Source organism: Rhodococcus tukisamuensis NBRC 100609 (genome assembly GCF_001894985.1).
Classification (GTDB): domain Bacteria; phylum Actinomycetota; class Actinomycetes; order Mycobacteriales; family Mycobacteriaceae; genus Rhodococcus_G; species Rhodococcus_G tukisamuensis.
In genome coordinates this window covers 230,396-245,731 of sequence record NZ_BCXG01000006.1, presented here as the reverse complement: position 1 = coordinate 245,731, position 15,336 = coordinate 230,396, and the positions used below count along the sequence as shown (strand labels likewise).

13 protein-coding genes, 1 pseudogene and 1 other annotated feature are annotated in these 15,336 nt (G+C 64.3%); of the genes and pseudogenes, 5 read left to right on the top strand and 9 right to left on the bottom strand.

The features are described 5' to 3' along the window. Window positions 1-43: 43 nt before the first annotated feature. The 5 genes and pseudogenes from RT2_RS09620 to RT2_RS09600 form a co-directional block, all read right to left on the bottom strand. Window positions 44-1,207 carry a hypothetical protein gene (locus RT2_RS09620; RefSeq protein ID WP_139191116.1) on the bottom strand — a complete coding sequence of 388 codons (1,164 nt, stop codon included), beginning with the start codon at window positions 1,205-1,207 and terminating at the stop codon, window positions 44-46. A gap of 59 nt (window positions 1,208-1,266) precedes the next feature. Then, window positions 1,267-2,193 (bottom strand): DNA-processing protein DprA, encoded by a 927-nt coding sequence (locus RT2_RS09615; protein WP_072844555.1) that lies wholly within the window; start codon window positions 2,191-2,193, stop codon window positions 1,267-1,269. Window positions 2,194-2,312: 119 nt separating this feature from the next. Continuing rightward, window positions 2,313-3,302, bottom strand: coding sequence for a hypothetical protein (locus RT2_RS09610; RefSeq protein WP_139191114.1), 990 nt, complete (start codon window positions 3,300-3,302; stop codon window positions 2,313-2,315). Between the two features lie 849 nt (window positions 3,303-4,151). Continuing rightward, window positions 4,152-5,801, bottom strand: coding sequence for an ATP-dependent nuclease (locus RT2_RS09605; protein ID WP_139191113.1), 1,650 nt, complete (start codon window positions 5,799-5,801; stop codon window positions 4,152-4,154). 173 nt (window positions 5,802-5,974) lie between these two features. After that, window positions 5,975-7,226 (bottom strand): annotated as a pseudogene (locus RT2_RS09600) (IS3 family transposase). After that, window positions 6,811-6,939, bottom strand: a sequence feature (AL1L pseudoknot). (Overlaps the previous pseudogene by 129 nt.) Window positions 7,227-7,641: 415 nt before the next feature. Here RT2_RS09600 and RT2_RS09590 point away from each other — a divergent pair. Further along, window positions 7,642-7,956, top strand: coding sequence for a DUF3955 domain-containing protein (locus tag RT2_RS09590; protein ID WP_169888248.1), 315 nt, complete (start codon window positions 7,642-7,644; stop codon window positions 7,954-7,956). Window positions 7,957-8,152: 196 nt separating this feature from the next. Here the strand turns inward: RT2_RS09590 and RT2_RS09585 are convergent, their stop codons facing one another. The 3 genes from RT2_RS09585 to RT2_RS09570 all read right to left on the bottom strand — a co-directional run bounded on the left by RT2_RS09585 (window position 8,153) and on the right by RT2_RS09570 (window position 10,963). Continuing rightward, complete coding sequence (locus tag RT2_RS09585; protein ID WP_072844550.1) at window positions 8,153-8,392, bottom strand: hypothetical protein; 240 nt, start codon at window positions 8,390-8,392, stop codon at window positions 8,153-8,155. Window positions 8,393-9,022: 630 nt separating this feature from the next. Next, complete coding sequence (locus tag RT2_RS09575; protein WP_072844548.1) at window positions 9,023-10,261, bottom strand: IS110 family RNA-guided transposase; 1,239 nt, start codon at window positions 10,259-10,261, stop codon at window positions 9,023-9,025. A gap of 426 nt (window positions 10,262-10,687) precedes the next feature. Continuing rightward, a complete protein-coding gene (locus RT2_RS09570) occupies window positions 10,688-10,963 on the bottom strand; it encodes a DUF3892 domain-containing protein (RefSeq protein WP_072844547.1) in 276 nt (91 codons plus the stop codon). Window positions 10,964-11,468: 505 nt separating this feature from the next. Between RT2_RS09570 and RT2_RS09565 the strand changes: the two genes are divergently transcribed. The 4 genes from RT2_RS09565 (at window position 11,469) to RT2_RS09550 (ending at window position 14,798) form a co-directional block, all read left to right on the top strand. Beyond that, complete coding sequence (locus RT2_RS09565; protein WP_072844546.1) at window positions 11,469-12,446, top strand: recombinase family protein; 978 nt, start codon at window positions 11,469-11,471, stop codon at window positions 12,444-12,446. A gap of 65 nt (window positions 12,447-12,511) precedes the next feature. Continuing rightward, on the top strand, window positions 12,512-13,063 hold the full coding sequence (locus RT2_RS09560) for a hypothetical protein (protein WP_139191112.1): 552 nt from the start codon (window positions 12,512-12,514) through the stop codon (window positions 13,061-13,063). A gap of 128 nt (window positions 13,064-13,191) precedes the next feature. Further along, entirely contained in the window at window positions 13,192-14,100 is a 909-nt protein-coding gene (locus RT2_RS09555) for a hypothetical protein (RefSeq protein ID WP_139191111.1), read from the top strand. 242 nt (window positions 14,101-14,342) lie between these two features. Next, window positions 14,343-14,798 (top strand): hypothetical protein, encoded by a 456-nt coding sequence (locus RT2_RS09550; RefSeq protein ID WP_072844543.1) that lies wholly within the window; start codon window positions 14,343-14,345, stop codon window positions 14,796-14,798. Window positions 14,799-14,964: 166 nt separating this feature from the next. Here RT2_RS09550 and RT2_RS25805 read toward each other — a convergent pair whose 3' ends face one another. Further along, complete coding sequence (locus tag RT2_RS25805; RefSeq protein WP_169888246.1) at window positions 14,965-15,291, bottom strand: hypothetical protein; 327 nt, start codon at window positions 15,289-15,291, stop codon at window positions 14,965-14,967. Window positions 15,292-15,336 lie beyond the last annotated feature (45 nt).

Genomic DNA, 15,336 nt, shown 5'->3' with positions numbered 1-15,336 from the left:
TGGCTTGGAGCAGTCGGAGGCCGTGCCGGACGCCCTGTGCCGGTCAGAGATCCGACACAAACAGCGGTTTGGCACCTTGCATGGCCAGAATCCGCTGGAGCTCCATCCTGTTGATGGCGTCCCGCCAGTACGAACCGTCGTTCGCTTCGGTGCAGTACGTGCACGGACTGAACGCATAGTCGGCGCGGGCGACTCGAATCGGAAGCTGTCCCACAGAGGCTCCATTGAGCGCTGGGCAGTCCGCGCCGTAGTGATACCAGCTACAAGAGTCATCTTCCCAGTCCCAGGCCATACTCGACGCATCGCGATCCATGGCCAATCCCGCGTCAATGTAGACCCGGCCGTCTTCTCTGATCATCGACGGGGCTGCCCCGGTACTCGGAATCTCCGTCGTCGCGCGAACCTGCGACACCGCGGTCCACAGATCCCTTGTCACTGGAGTCGTGGTGCTTCCTGTGATCGGTGACTGATCGCATTGGACGCAGTTGTCCATCTCGAAGCCGACTTCCTGCGCCGTCTCGCTGTAGATCCCGCTGTCGCGGTAATCCGGGGTGTGCCAACGGCCTATCACGACGATCGCCACCGCCGCAGCGCCGGCGTCACGCAGCGCCCAGGCCGCGGACATAGCGTTGGCCCCCCTCGTCCACACATCGTCCACGACCATCACCGACCGGCCGGCAACATCTCCGGTGACCTCGAAACGCTTGGGATGGACCCGGTGGTAGTCGACGCCCACGGTTGTCCGGCTCAACAGTTCGGTGGCCCGGTTGCAGTTCCAGGGTGCGTCCTCGATCATCGCCGCGAGCGGATGTCTGGTCCCGACACGGGCGCCCTGCGCGCTCGGCACCCAGGTGATCAGATCGAACTTCCCAATGCCTGCCACGGCTCCCAGGCATCGACCATGTGCCTGTACGTACTCGTGGAGAAGTGCGCGGACCTTGCCCGCGTGATCTGCCCGCACCGCAGGGTCGCCGTTGTTCTTGTACCCGTACAGCGAGCCCGCCAGTGCGTCGCCCTTAACGGCGAGGGAGATCGGCAGCACCTTGATGCTCCGCACATCGATCCGCGAACTCTCCAGTTCGTCACGGATCTGGCGGCACGACCCACACAGCTCGGCCCCTTCACTCCATCCGAAGCACACACCACATATACCGTCCCCGGCCGGAAGCACGGGATAGAGCTCCTCCGGACTGAACTTCGTCGGCATCGCATCGCTCCCTCTCACAAGGTTTCGGAACCTGGCGACCATCCGGGATACGTCGGGGTTCATCGGATCTCGGTGAGCAGATCGGCGAGATCGCCCCGCACCTGCAGAAGCCGCGGCGGCGGAGACAACCGGGCCAGAGCTGCGCTTCCCGCGTTCTCCGGATGCCGCTGCTCCTCCTCCGGAGGTACGGGCAGCACCAGCTCTCGCTCTTGTTCGCGCGTGAACTTCGCGGTGGTCATGGTTCCCGACTTCAGCCCGCACTGAACGACGACCGTCGCATAGCTCAACCCGCTCTGGATCCGGTTTCTCGCGACCAGTGTGCGCGCGCTCGGACGCGTGCCTGGGCCAACCTCGGAGATCAGGCAGCTGCCGGCTTCGACGATGGCGTGTGCGTCTGCCTGATGCTCGCGGGGGGTGGGGGTGTCGATCCCCGAGCCCAGGACGGCCACGGTGTGACCGCCGGCTGCCAGTGCGGCACGGTGCGCGGCGATGTCGATGCCGAGCGCGAGGCCGGACACGACACTCACCCCGGCAGCTGCCGCCGCCTCGGCGATCGATGCCGCCATGCTTGCCCCCCACCGTGTCGCCGAGCGCGTACCGACGATCGCGATCCGCCGGGCAGGGTCGGGAAGAGCTCCCTGTATCCAGAGAACCGCAGGCGGGTTCGCGATGCCCCGCAATGAGGTGGGGTAGTCGTCGTCGAAGTAGCCGACCAGTCGAGCCCCGTCCGGGACATCCCGATCGAGAACCTGTACCGGATCTTCGACCGCGACACCACCCGCACGTTGCCGTTGCTCCGGTGCCGCGGTGTTGAACGCCTCAGCGGACCCGAACTGCTGCGCGAATCGGATCGCCCGCCCGCTACCCACCCGCGGCAGGTCCATCAATGCCAACAGCCCGAGCGCTGTCTGCAGGTCCGCCGCGTCACCCGCATCGGCGGATACGTCGACGTCCTCGAGCGGGAACAGGGTGGGTTGCTCATCCATTGGCACAGCATCCCAAACCATCAACCACGGACACAGGCACCTGCCCGCGCGATCCGAAGATTCTACCCGTCACTCCTGGATCGGACCCTGCCTCCGGCGCGGGGACGGCCACCTCGAGGTCATAGTTTGCTGAGCCGCTCGGCGTCTTCCAGGAGGAAGTTCATGGCTTCCCGCGTGCGGGAGTCGATTTCGTCGGTCGCGCTGCGCAGTTCAGCAGATCCCAACTCGTCGAACACAGACCCCGAATCGACCTGGTCGTAACGGTGCTTTTCGAGCCACTTGCGTTTCTCGATCAACGGTTCGAACCCGTGGACATGGTCGCGGTAGACGAGGAGTCCGTGCACTCGCTGCGTGAGACCCGCGAGCCGCTCATCGAACTCGCGGACTCGGCGCTCGTAGAGTTCGGTGACAGCTTCGTCTTTGGCCAGCGCCCCACCCGGTCGCGATCCCAGCTTCTTTCTGGCTCGGTCGAGAGCCCGGGCACTGTCGGCGATCTCGCCGACATGCCGGTGCAGGTCCACACGGGCGTGAAAGTCGTCGAACACGGGGTCACCCCACACCGGCGAGGACTCCGTTTCCGCCGCGAGAACCGCCGCCGCGTACGCCAGCTTGCCCTCTGTGGTGGAAAGTATCTTTGCGAGGCTGTCCATCTCGGCGTCCGACAACTGCGGTGCGTCCCTGCGCATCGCGGCCTGCTTGGCAGCCTTGACTTGCCTGCGGTACTCAAGGGCGGAGGCTTTGGTGACCTCCCGTAGCAGCCATGAGCCGACGAAGACGATCAGCCAGGCCACCCATACCATCAGAACGAGGAAGTCTTCGATCTCGAAGTCGAACAGGATCGCGCCGAGCGAAACGGTGACTGCAGCGATCGTCCAGGCCGTGCAGCTACCGAGCAGTTGCGACGCGGAGTCGTGCACGGCTACCGCTCGCGGCTTGACGACGGTCTGCGGCTGAGACTTCTCCGGTGTCCCCTTCCAGTGGTCGAGCGTGCACGCGGCGAACTTCTTGGCGGCATCGGTCCGGAGGTTGATCTTCGTCAACCTCATCTCGACCCAGCCGGGCATAGCGACCCGCTTCAACAGAGCCGACGGCTCTGTGTCCGCCGTCACGAGGCCACCTCGTCACTCGCGAACGCAATCCACTGGTTGCTCATCGACTCCCCTCCCCCAGCCCGACTACTACGAGTCGGTGCCCACGTCGCGGTGCATCGCCAGAAGCTACAGCATTCCTGCGACACCACAGGTCCGCTCGTCGCGACGCGCATGGCCGACCCCGACCCCGACAATCGATCCCACTCTCCGGCAGGCCCGTCGACACCGGCAAGCCGATTGCAGCCGATATGACCTTCAGCCTGGTCGTGAATACTGCAGCCCTTGGGTGGGCGTCCGGCAAAACGCACCGCCGCGTGAGGTCGATCGGGTCAGGGATACAGGTAGGCAGGCTTGTCGTCCACGATCCGCGTGAACAGCGCCCGCAGCGAGTAGAGACCGCTGGCGGCGCGGGCGACGTGGCAGCAATGCCGTCGGATTCCGCTGGGGCATCGGAAGTTCGTATGCCCTGACGATGTCCATGCTGTGTGCGAACATCTGCGCCGTGGGCAAACGCACGGGTCGCCAGAAGCAGCGGTTGCCGAAGCAGATCGTCGAACATCGTCAACGCGTGGCCCGGGCCGAATTGACCAGGGTCGAAGAGTTTCTGCGAACCGCTGCTGCGACCGCGGCGGCTCGACCACTGACGGCGCGTGAGCATGAGCTGGTTTCGAAAGCCCGCCGGCTACGACGCCAGCTGTACACGCGGATCGGCCCCAAGGCCCAGCCTGTCAAACGCCCCGAGCACGGTGGCCGGCCAGCGCCTAGAGGAGGCGTGCGCTCGGTCGTATCGGGCGGACTTCCCGGGCAGGGACGACGCGCCTAGGAACCGAAAAATCGGCATTCCGGGCACCGATAGCAGCTCTTATGTCAACTGGTCGGCGGCGGCTCGCAGTCCTGGGTATCTGGCGTTGCCAAGTCGCCCCGGATGGCCTCGATCAGGGCGTCGAGGGCTTCGGTCGCCTCCGCGGGGTAGCCCTCGGCGGAGAGTCGCTGCGCGGCATACCGGGCGCGTAGCGGTTTGGACTCACCGACAACTGCGGCGGCTTCCGAGTGGAGTGTGACCCAGCGATCCCCGAACAGCCGCTCGGCGGCTCCCTCGAAGTTGGGGGCCAGTGTCGCGTGGCTGCTTGCGACGGCAATCGGGTCGGTCGAGAGATTCTCGGATTCGCCCAGGTCTCTCGGGAGTCCCAGGGCCGACATGATGTCGCGGCGCTTGCCTGCGAGATTGGCTGCGTTGTTGCCCTTCTTGTCCGAGTCGGTGTCGAACATGCAGTAGCACTCGATTCCCAAGGCGGTGTAGAGGCGATGCCATTTGGCGATGTTTCCGATGCCTTCGACCGAGACGATCGCGATGCCTTCGCGGAGGACATCGAGCCCGCGTGCGCGGAGCAGTTCGGGCAGGGCGAGTGCCTCGGTGATGCCCTCGACGAGGACGCATCGGCGGGAGAACAACCCACTGACGATCTCGGTGGTGGCGGAGGCTGCGTAGAACCCCCCGATGCTGTCCGGTTGGGTCCGATCGGCGTCCGCTCCGTGCTCGACCAGATAGTCGCGCAGGTCGTCGCGGCTTCGTTGGACCACCCTCGTCGCTCCGTCGGCGTCTTTGCTGACCATCACGAGATTCTCGGGCCGGGCAAGATCCACGAAGTGCGGGGAGTGCGTGGTGATGACGACCTGCAGTCCGGGGGCGGTGAGCGCACCCAGCCGCGTCGCGAGCCATCGTTGCGCCAGCGGGTGCAGGTTCGCTTCGGGTTCGTCGATCACGAGGATGGTGCCGTCGGACTGACCGTAGGCCATGGCATAGGCGTAGGCGAACGCCAGAGCAAGGACCTGCGACTGTCCGGTGCCGAGTTCGTCGAAGTTCCGGACTTCGTCGGCGAGGGTCGGGTGGACGCGCAGTGATCGGAAGAAGTTGCTGGGGTCGTACGCACTGAAGTCGATGTCCAGGCGATAGGACAGATTCTGACCGAAGTCCGCGGCCGTGGACGCGAGGATCTCCTTGAACTTCGCGAACTCCGGCACTCCCCCAAACTCTCCTACCAACTGCAAGAAGAGATCGGCGAGCTGATCCTTGCGGGCGGGGTCGTCCATGAGTCGTTCGTGGAAGCGGTGCATGAGCTTGGACAGCATGGTGAACTTGCTGGCGTAGCTGAGCTGGTAGTCGAGCCGGCGGTCGGCATCGAGCACAGATGCGGACAGCGCTGTCCGCATCTCCTTCTTCACGAAGGTCCGCTGGCAGTAGTCGGCGCTACACGCGAACGAGTACGTGACGGGGTCTCCGCCAGCTGCAGGTGAAGACTGATCGTGTTCCCACTTGAAGCTGGACACCTCCCCACCGCAGTACGGGCAAGGGATACCCGAAACGTGTGCACCAACCCGTACGGCGATCCCGTCGCTGTCACGACCGTGAAAGTCGTGTTCCTCGAGCCGCCTGCTGGCGGGCCACATGTCGCCGAACAGGATGTCCAGGGCACGAGTGATGTTGCTCTTGCCTGCGTTGTTCTCGCCGAGGAGCACGAGCGTCCCCGTCTCCGGGAAGTCGACCGTCACCCAGTCGTCTCCGACAGACCTCAGATTCCGGACCCACAGACGTTCGATGCGAGGCGACACACAATCTCCTTTTCCATGCGCGTCATTTGCCCGGGCCACGCCATCACGTCGGCGTGAATCGCCCCGGTGAGTCCGGAGACCTACTGGTTTGAGAACTCAGCCGTTGGCTGAGTTCGGAGCTGACGGTAATAGAGGGCCTCGTACTCGGCCGGCGGCAGGTCACCGCAGTGCTCGTAGAGCCTGCGGTGGTTGAACCAGTCGACCCGTTCGAGGGTGGCGGCTTCGACCTGGTCAACGGTCCGCCATGGGCCCTGAGCCTTGATCAACTCGGTCTTGTAGAGCCCGTTGACCGTCTCCGCGAGAGCGTTGTCGTAGCTGTCGCCGGTCGTCCCGACCGAGGCATCGATCCCGGCGTCGACAGGCCGCTCGGTGAACGCCACAGACGTATGTTGCGAGCCGTGGTCGTTGTGATGGATCAGCCCCGACAGGTCGGTGACACCTTCGCGCGTGCGGGTCCAGATCGCGTGTTCGATCGCATCGAGCACCAGCGGTGTCGTCATTGTCGTCGAACTGCGCCACCCCAGGATCCGACGGGAGAACGCGTCGATCACGAAGGCGACGTACACCCATCCCGACCACGTTGAGACATACGTGAAGTCCGCTACCCACAACACATTTGGTGATTCCGGGTTGAAGTTGCGCTCCACCAGATCACCGGCACGATGTGCTTGTGGATCAGCGAGGGTGGTCCGCTTCTTCTTGCCGCGTCGCGCACCCTCGAGTCCGAGATCGCCCATCAGCCGCTCGACGGTGCAGCGGGCCACCTCTATGCCCTCGCGGTGCATTGCAACCAGACCTTCCGTGCACCGTAGACCGAATAGTTCTCCAGGTGGACCCGTGCGATCTCGGGCTTGAGTTCCTGGTCCCGAACGTCCCGTTTCGACGGCAGGCGGTTGCGGGCGTCGTAGTAGGTGCTCGACGAGACCTTGCAGCCGTGCTCGGTGAGCACCCTGCAGATCGGCTCGACGCCGAACTCCTCCTTGTGGCTGTCGATGTAGTCGACGATCACTTGCGTTGGCGGTCGAGCTCCGCCGCGAAGAAAGTCGATGCAGACTTCAGGATCTCGTTGGCCCGCTTGAGTTCTCGATTCTCGGCCCTGAGCTTGCGTAGCTCGTCGGCGGCATCGGTGGTCACGCCGGCGCGCTGCCCCGAATCGACCTGAGCCTTGCGGATCCAGTTGTGCAGCGTCTGGGCTGCTCCGATTCCGAGCTTGGCGGCGACGGACTCGATCGCCGCCCATTGCGAGCTGTGCTCGGGGCGGATCTCGGCGACCATCCGAACCGCCCGTTCACGCAGCTCGGGCGGATACCTCTTCGACGTCCCTGATGACATGACTCCATCCTTCCCAAGGAATGAAGTCTCCGGAAACCCCGGGGCGATTCAGGAAGGAAAGGGCAGCACCATCGTCCACCACCCCTCCCCACCACCCCGCATCGGGCATCGGGCATCGGTAGATTGCTGGCAATCTTTCATACCAGCAATCTTTCATCATCTGGATGTACGGACGTGGACCTTCGAGTGCAACCCTCCACGGCCCGCGATCCGACTCAAGCAACCATCGAACGACTGTGCGAATAAGGATGGGCGCGGCATGCCACCTCGCACCGGGTCTAGCGCTCGATGTCATACCCCAGTCTGACGGCAGGGTCATACCTCACTCCGACGACAGGGCAAGTCCCCAGCAGCAACCATGTTGTCCAGACACGAAACACCCCACTCCGTGGGGCAGACGGGAGAGGGATTCACCATGTCGGACATCACCACGTTCGGATTCGTCGCGATCGTCGCCTGCGCAGCCATCCTCGGTTACGCACTGACACAGGCCTTCGCGGCCAGATCGGGCCGCAGATTCTGGGCCGTCAGCGCCACAGTGATCGGACTCGGCCTACTCGCCTTGACGGGTTTTGTCGCGAACCCTGGCGAGGTCAAGCCGGAAGGCGTGCTTTACGAGCCGTTCTTCGCGTTCGGGCCTCTCGGGTACCTGCTGTTGCTCGCTGGAGCCGGAGCGGTCGTGGTTCGGTTGGGTCGCCAGCTCGGCCACCGGATGCTGGCCGCAAACTAGACCGCAGTGCCGGTCCAAGGCCGGCGCTGGACTGGGCGGGTCGGTGCGCGGACTGACTCAGTGCCGGAATGCAGTGGCCCCGCCGACGCAGGGGGGGCATTGTCGTCGGGGCTTTCGCCACCTTCAAAGGGGCGGCGCGAGCAAACGCTAGCGGACACACGCCCGCGTGGGAATCCGGCCCCGGGGCGCTGAGCCGTCAGTCGAGCGCGTCCCCATCGTGGCCGCCGCCGGCCTGGATGGGGTAACGCTCCAGCAGGTCGAAGTACAGGTCCTGACGGATCAGCTCGCGGCGCCCGGAACGCACTGCGGCTAGAAACAAGGTTGCGCGGTCCCGATCATGGAGCAGCGATTCTCTGTCCTGGTCGTCGACCGGTTCGTTGGCCAGGCGTGAATCGATCTCAGCCACGACCGCTGCGAGATCCCCGACGTCACTCACAACTGCGATTGTGCCGCTGTTCGCGGGAAGCCGCGCAGGACTCGATCCGACACTTGCGGCCGAAATGGTGCGGGTGCAGCCTGGTTGCTGGACCACGCGTGCACGGCATGAGGCTCGGTAGGGCGACAGAACTGGAGGCCCCTTGAATCCGGCCCCGCGAGCAAATGGTGCGGGCCGATGCTTCCCTCGTCGACCCGCACCAAGTCCCAACAGCCGGGTGTTCGAACAGACCGGCGCTTGACAGCACACACAGACATCTCAGTTCGCTAAGACGCAAGTGGTTGTGGCGCACATGCGGCCAGGAGCCCATGCTCATGAACGGGACCAGACGCCCGGTTGGAGTAGCGTCCTGATTCGACGAACAACATCGCTGAGGAGAGCTCTGTGGCCGACAACGCGCAACCAAGCGATGACCACGTCGAGGACATCGACGACTTGGAAGAGCCGTTCATTTCGGATGACGAACCCCCGCGCACTGTCGCCGATTTCGTTCGGGACTCACAACAAACGAGTCTTACCGTCGACCAGGGCCTGGTAGCAGACCCCAACGGGTCGTCGGTATCGGGCGGCGGGTGGACCAGCAGGTCCCCTGAATAAGCACCGGACAGTGGTCAGGCGAAGTCGATCGAGCTACGCCGCGATGACCGGTGCGAGTGGAAATGCTCTCAGCTCGTCATAATTCTGTCGTGTCCGTAGGCAGGTGTGGAGCTGGCCGAGGAGCTTGCCGAACAGGTGGCGTTGAGCCTGCCGACTCCAGTCCCCGGAGGTGCGACGGCGGTCGAAGTGTTCCCGTGCACCAGGCGAGCTCTGGATCGCGACGAGAGTCCAAAACGAACCGACCGAAGCGAGTCGGTTGTTCTTGATCTGCCGGTGCATCACCACGGTTCTCTTGCCGCTGGCTCTGGTCACCGGCGATGCGCCGGCATACGCCTTCAACCCGCGAGCATCAGCGAATCGCGTTCGGTCGTCGCCGATCTCGGCGAGCAGCCGTGCCCCGCTTACCGCGGCAAGGCCGGGGAAGCTGGTGATGATCTTCGCATCCGGATGGCGCTCGAAGTGCTCGGTTGTCGCGGCGGTCAAGGTGGCGACCGCGTTGCAGGCGGCATCGAGACGCTGCACGAGCGACTGCAGGTGAATACCCATCGCGTGCTCGACCAGTTCGGGCTGACGGAGCTGCTCGGCGCGGAAGACCTCCCGCAGACGCGCCGCGGCGGCGTCGACATTGCGTTGCCGACCAGCCTTCCTCAACAGCGCACGCAACCTCACGAGGGTCAGCTTCGCTGCAGCATCCGGGGTTGGCGCAGCGATAAGAACCGCCCGAGCATCGGCGCGGGTGATACCACCTCCGCTGAGTCCGTCGAATGCCGTCAGAGCCGTCGGGAAGTAGTCCTTGAGCAGCGATCGGATCTGGTTACCGAGGGCAGTGCGCGCCCACACCGCGTCCTGTTGGGCGCGGGCAAAGACCTTGATCGCCCGAGCGAGGTCGGTGTCATCGGGAATCTGTCGGTGCGAGTCGGCGTCGAGGCGCAGGATGTTCGCCAACATCACGGCATCCGCAGCATCGGATTTCGCACCGGACACGGTGCGCTGACTGCGATAACGCGACGCGGAGAGTGGGTTGATCGCGTATACGACCCGGTCGGTTGCCCGCAGGGCTGCGACCCACAGGCCGCGATCGGTTTCGATCGCGATCGCGATCGGGATCGGATCCTCCGGACTGTCGCCGGCGTCGGCGAGGATCTCGAGCTGCCGGGCGAACCCGTCCGCGTCGTTGCGCACCCGTTCTTTCGCCAGGACGGTCCCGGTGTCGTCGATGACGGCGATGTCGTGATGGTCGTCGGCCCAGTCGATTCCGCAGTATCTGTCCATCTGCACTCCCTGCCACGTCGAGGAACACGGTCGGTCGAACCGAGATGGAGTCACACGACGCCCTAATTGCAGGACTCACGCAGGATGCGGGTCCGTCATCTCATCAGTCGTGTCGTGACGCCAGCACACCGCAGGGGCCTCGAACTGTCGAAGAGCTCGAAGCTCGTGAACACCACACGAGAGGTCGATCCCTGCGGCCGGCTCGCACCACGAGCAGGACACCACCGAAACCCTCCGCACCGGGCGAGCCGCGCCGTTCTCTGTGTGAAGGCATCTCCCACGGCGAGTGCCAGGAACCCATGAGCGTCACACCCATACCGGGCGCGGAGGGCCACGCACGCAGGCGATCAAGCCCGCGTAGCAATCAATTAGGAACCCTCCCGGATCAGCCCGGCAACCGGAAAAGGTGCTCTCGAAGGCCTGTTTTCAAAACAAGGGAAGCGACAGAAGGTTGTCGTTCCAGTAGCCGTTCGCGTGCGTCCGAAGGTAGGGAGCCTTACCCGCTTCTCGCACGACACCTACCTCAGTCCGCGACTGCGGACCCTGCACGTATGCTGCGCTTCCGTCCTTGTCCAGCCACTCCACTGCAACCTGCTTCGATATGGACCCGGTCTTGCCATCCTGGAGCCACTTCACGTCCGTGATGTGCTCGTTTCCTGTTCCTCCCGGGGACATACGACGATGAGTAATCAGCACAGCCACGCTTGCTCCTGACGTCAATGAGAATTCGGTCCACTCTTATCAGGCGACTCCGACAAAAGCGTCAGGAGCGAGCAATACCACCAGCATCAGGTGCCGATACAGCATCTTCCGGCCAGCGCCGAGGGCTCCGGGGGTAGGGACCCCTATGGAGGCACCTCTACAAGACCGAGCTGATCGACCACAGCCCTCTTCGTGGACCGGTCAGGCCGAGCCTGAGGGAAACCGCCGAGTGGATCCATTGGGTTCAATGCCGACCGACTGCACTCGTCGATCGACTACACCTTCGACGAGGTGGCCTGAGGCATTCGTCCGGCCCGATTCGGGGATCGGTGCGCCATGCGATCGACTACTCGGGAGTTGTTGTGTTCCGAAACCTTGGTTTCGGGACGGCCACGGGCCGGCGGACGTCGAAGCTGATCACCCCAGTTCACGACGTCTCATAAGTTCATTCCAAAACATCGTGTCTAAACAGTGCTACGGAAACAACTTTCGGTACGCTCCGGGCATGGAGCTGGGGTATGCGCGGGTGTCGACAACGAAACAGGACCTCGACCGGCAGATCGACGCCCTCACCAAAGCAGGGATCGACCCGGCGAACATCTACGTCGACAAGAAGTCCGGGGCCACCACCGACCGCCCCGGGCTGACCGCACTGCTCGAGTACGCCCGCGACGGCGACGTCATCGTCACGCACACCCTCGACCGACTCGGCCGGAACGTACGCGACACCCTCAACCTGATCCACGACCTGCGCGAGCGTGGGATCGGGATCCGCAACCTGGCCGACCCAATCCGGATCGACTCGAGCAACCCGGACGATCCGATGGCCCAACTCGCCGTCGTACTGCTCGCACTGTTCGCACAGATGGAACGCACCTACACCCTCGAACGCGCCGCCCACGCCCGCGAGGTCGCCACCGCGAAGGGCCGGCGCACCGGCCGCCCGTCGGTGGTCACCGAATCCCAACTCGCCCACGCCATCCAACTGCGAGATGCCGGCGCCACCGCCGCCGAGATCACAGCCAAGACCGGAATGACCCGCTCAACCCTCTACCGACACCTGCCACCGCGGCCAGCCGAGCAGGTCACCGCCGCCACTCCCCTGGCGCCGGTCGAGGCCTTGACCGAGAACGTGACTCTGCCACCGGCGTCCGCCGCTAATCCTCGTCCCGGCGAAGACCGGTTAATGTGCCCGACGTGCGGGTACCGTCCGCCGACGAGTCGGGAGGCGGTCCCTCACCTCAACGACCTCGACACCGTCTGGTTGCACCTCGACGGCGCTGGCCGAGTGAGAGAGCAGCGGCACTGCGTCCGCTGCCAGCCCCACGAGCGGGTGACCGCCGTTGCCTGTGGACGCTGCGGGGACGGTCCGCTGGTCATCGACGCTGAACCGGATGCTGATCTGTCGGCAGCGATCCGACGGTGGCTTGAAAGGCAGGGCTGGCGAACCACACCGAATCTGTTGTGCTCCTACCACATCTGACATCATCTAGATTCGAAACTCGTTTGCGATTCGGAGAGCGTCCGCTTGAGTCCCCTGGAGTAGCCGTGAAGCCTGCGATCAGTCGCCGCCATATGTTCGAGCAGGTTGTCCACCATATGAAGGACATGGACTTCACCGGAGTGAGCACTCGCCGGGGCAAGGCTGACGACGTGTTCCATGTCGACGGCAAGGGCGTCGTTGGCCGCGGGACGGTGCAGACCAGTCCAGTCAACGCGACGCAGCTCGAATCAGTACACAAGGACATGTACTCGAAGAAGTCAGCGGATCGCTGGGTTCACTTTTCCTGGGGCGGCTACACGAAAGACGCCCAGACATTTGCGAACGCCAGGGGAATCGCGCTGTTCGAGTTCCAGTCGGACGGCCGAATCTCGCCGCTCTCCAAACGGGCGGCAGGCATGTACCGCCGCAAGCCGTCGGAGCGATGGAAAACGCGGGCGGCATGGGCGGTAGTGGTCCTGGTGGCGATCGGGGCGTTTGTCGGGGCGTTGATCCTGTTCCCTGCTGTCCGGTGGGTTCTGGGGATCATCGCGGTGACCCTCGTCCTCGGCTTGGTCGCGATGGTCATCGACTTCATCAACCCTCGCCTGGTCAAGTAGTTCCCACCCTGAGTAACCTCCGCCGGCTCGAGGATGTCGACATCCGTAGTGCGGCATGGGTTTCCTATCGAGGACCGACATGGCGCCTGTGGAAGTGCCCTACTCCAGCTCTAGCTTAAGGTCAGACCGTGACCGAGCAGACGCCGCCATCGCCGCCGCCCATCCAGGGCCCTGACAGGGCCTCGAACGACGTGCAGTACCGCACGATGACGGTGAAGACGATTCGCGGTCGTGAGGGAGCGACGAGGACGAAGTGGCAGAACCAGGGTTGGGAGTTCGTCTCCCAGACTCAAGGCACCTTGCGGACGGAACTTTCCTTCCGCAAGGTCAAGCCGAAGGGAGTTGGATCCTACGCGGCTCAGGCATATGCAGCGTTCCGTAGCCTCCAGCCGAAGACCCAGAAGGTGACGCTGGGCATCGTCTGCGGATTGGTTGCGATCCTCGTCCTCGCGGGCGTGATCGCGAGTGTAGTGGGAGGCGAGAGCGAAGCACCCAACGCGACGAAGGCCTCAGCGACCAAGAGCGCCGCTCCGAACCCGGCAACGAGCGAGGAGCCGACCGCCCAGTCCCCGACGCAGGAGGTCAGGCCGTACTCATACGAGGGGCCGAAATACGAGGTGGTCACCGTCAACGAGGGCGCGGGCATGGGCAAGCTCGATCAGCATTGGGTCCACACCGCAAAGCTCGACTACTCGACCGACGCCTACAAAGAGCAGATCAAGTTGATCGTTGCCGACGTCGCGCGCGGTGCCGGAACCGCCAAGGTTCTCGTCGACGTGGTGACCGACAAGGAGATCATCCAAGCCGAGTCTGCCGACACGATCGGCGACTTCATGGATTCCCACGACCAGGACTACTGGAAGAACGTCATGGTTCCGAAGGAGGCGTCTGATTGGGTCGCTTCGTACGTCGGCGGTATCGACCAAGACGAAGGCAAGCTTAGCGATGCGGAGTCAGCCTTCGAGATCACGTGGTTTATCGCGGGCAATAGCCCGAAGTTTGAGAAGTGGAAGCCCGAGGTCACGGGGTCGCCGTAGCGCTGTAGTTGCCAGTGTGGCCGCCCCGGAATTGGGCGGCCACACTGTTTTCTGGGTGAAGGCGGTTGTCAGCCGGCGACTAGAGCATGTTTGACGCCCTGCCCGTGGGGCGTAACGGGCGAGCCACTTCCGCCGGTATAGGCGCTATGAAGCGATGGCATCTGGCAATCACGGTCGCAGCGGCATTGACGCTGTTCGGGTGCAGTTCTGATCCAACCGCATCTACTGAACAAACATCTTCGGTGCAGCCCTCCGGTATCTCGACGACGATGGAGGCTATACCCACGGCAGCTCAGGACACGCCCGCTCCGGCGACGATGGTTCAGGAACCGATCGCGACGGAGGCGGTCGTCGCCCCGGAGCCGGTCATCGTCGACTGCCAACCCGGGATGGGGCCTGTCACCACATACTGGTCAGACGGAACAGCCACCGGCTACTCCGACTACTGCCAGTCCGTCCAAGATCAGGCTGTTGCGGCCGAGGCTGCAGCGAACACCCCCGTCTGCGACGGAAACGTCTGCACGTATCCCAACGGAGTGCAGATGGCCGACCCCAGTACCCACCAAGTCGTCGTTCCCTACACCTGCGGCTATGACGTGCTGTGCGACGAGAACGGCAACGTCATACCCGGACCAGAAACCGGTGTGATGCTCGGAAACGGCTGGAGGTGCGCAGGAAACGGCTGCACCCGCCCCTAAGGCTTGTCGGACGAGCGAGTTGATCGCCCCTGGCCGGCCGCCTGGACAGCCTCTCCTCCAGCGGATCGTCGGCGCATCGCGCGGTGACTCCCCTGCGTGAGGCCGCCATGGTCGATGGGGTGTCGGCCCGCCGTCGACCTTGATGGTCGCCGGCGGGCCCGGGACGCTACTGGCCGATCAGGGTGGCGACCTCCATCTGGACCGCCACCCGGACGTCCGCCTCCGCGGCGCTCAGCACAGAATCCACGGCGTCGGAGATCACTGATTCCCGCGACTCGATCTGCGCCTCGACCATCTCCCGCACCTGCACGGGATGCGCGTTGATCCACTGCACCAGGTCACCATCCAGTCCCCCGTCGTCGGTGAGGCCGTCGAGGATCCGGTCGGCCAGCCTCGGCGCCGGCGGCGCAGTGTGTGCGACAGCGAGGCCGGGCAGGCACGAGAGCGCGTTCACCGCATCGAACCCGTCGAACGGCTCATCTCCCCAGGACATTCCGCCGTAGAACGCGACCCAGGTACCGCCGATGCAGAACTCGGC

Excerpts from the sequence above, each read along its gene's own strand:
- RT2_RS09620 (WP_139191116.1), bottom strand. The coding sequence starts at position 1,207 with ATGCCGACGAAGTTCAGTCCGGAGGAGCTCTATCCCGTGCTTCCGGCC.
- RT2_RS09615 (WP_072844555.1), bottom strand. The coding sequence starts at position 2,193 with ATGGATGAGCAACCCACCCTGTTCCCGCTCGAGGACGTCGACGTATCC.
- RT2_RS09590 (WP_169888248.1), top strand. The coding sequence starts at position 7,642 with ATGTCGGACATCACCACGTTCGGATTCGTCGCGATCGTCGCCTGCGCA.
- RT2_RS09575 (WP_072844548.1), bottom strand. The coding sequence starts at position 10,261 with ATGGACAGATACTGCGGAATCGACTGGGCCGACGACCATCACGACATC.
- RT2_RS09565 (WP_072844546.1), top strand. The coding sequence starts at position 11,469 with ATGGAGCTGGGGTATGCGCGGGTGTCGACAACGAAACAGGACCTCGAC.
- RT2_RS25805 (WP_169888246.1), bottom strand. The coding sequence starts at position 15,291 with ATGTCCTGGGGAGATGAGCCGTTCGACGGGTTCGATGCGGTGAACGCG.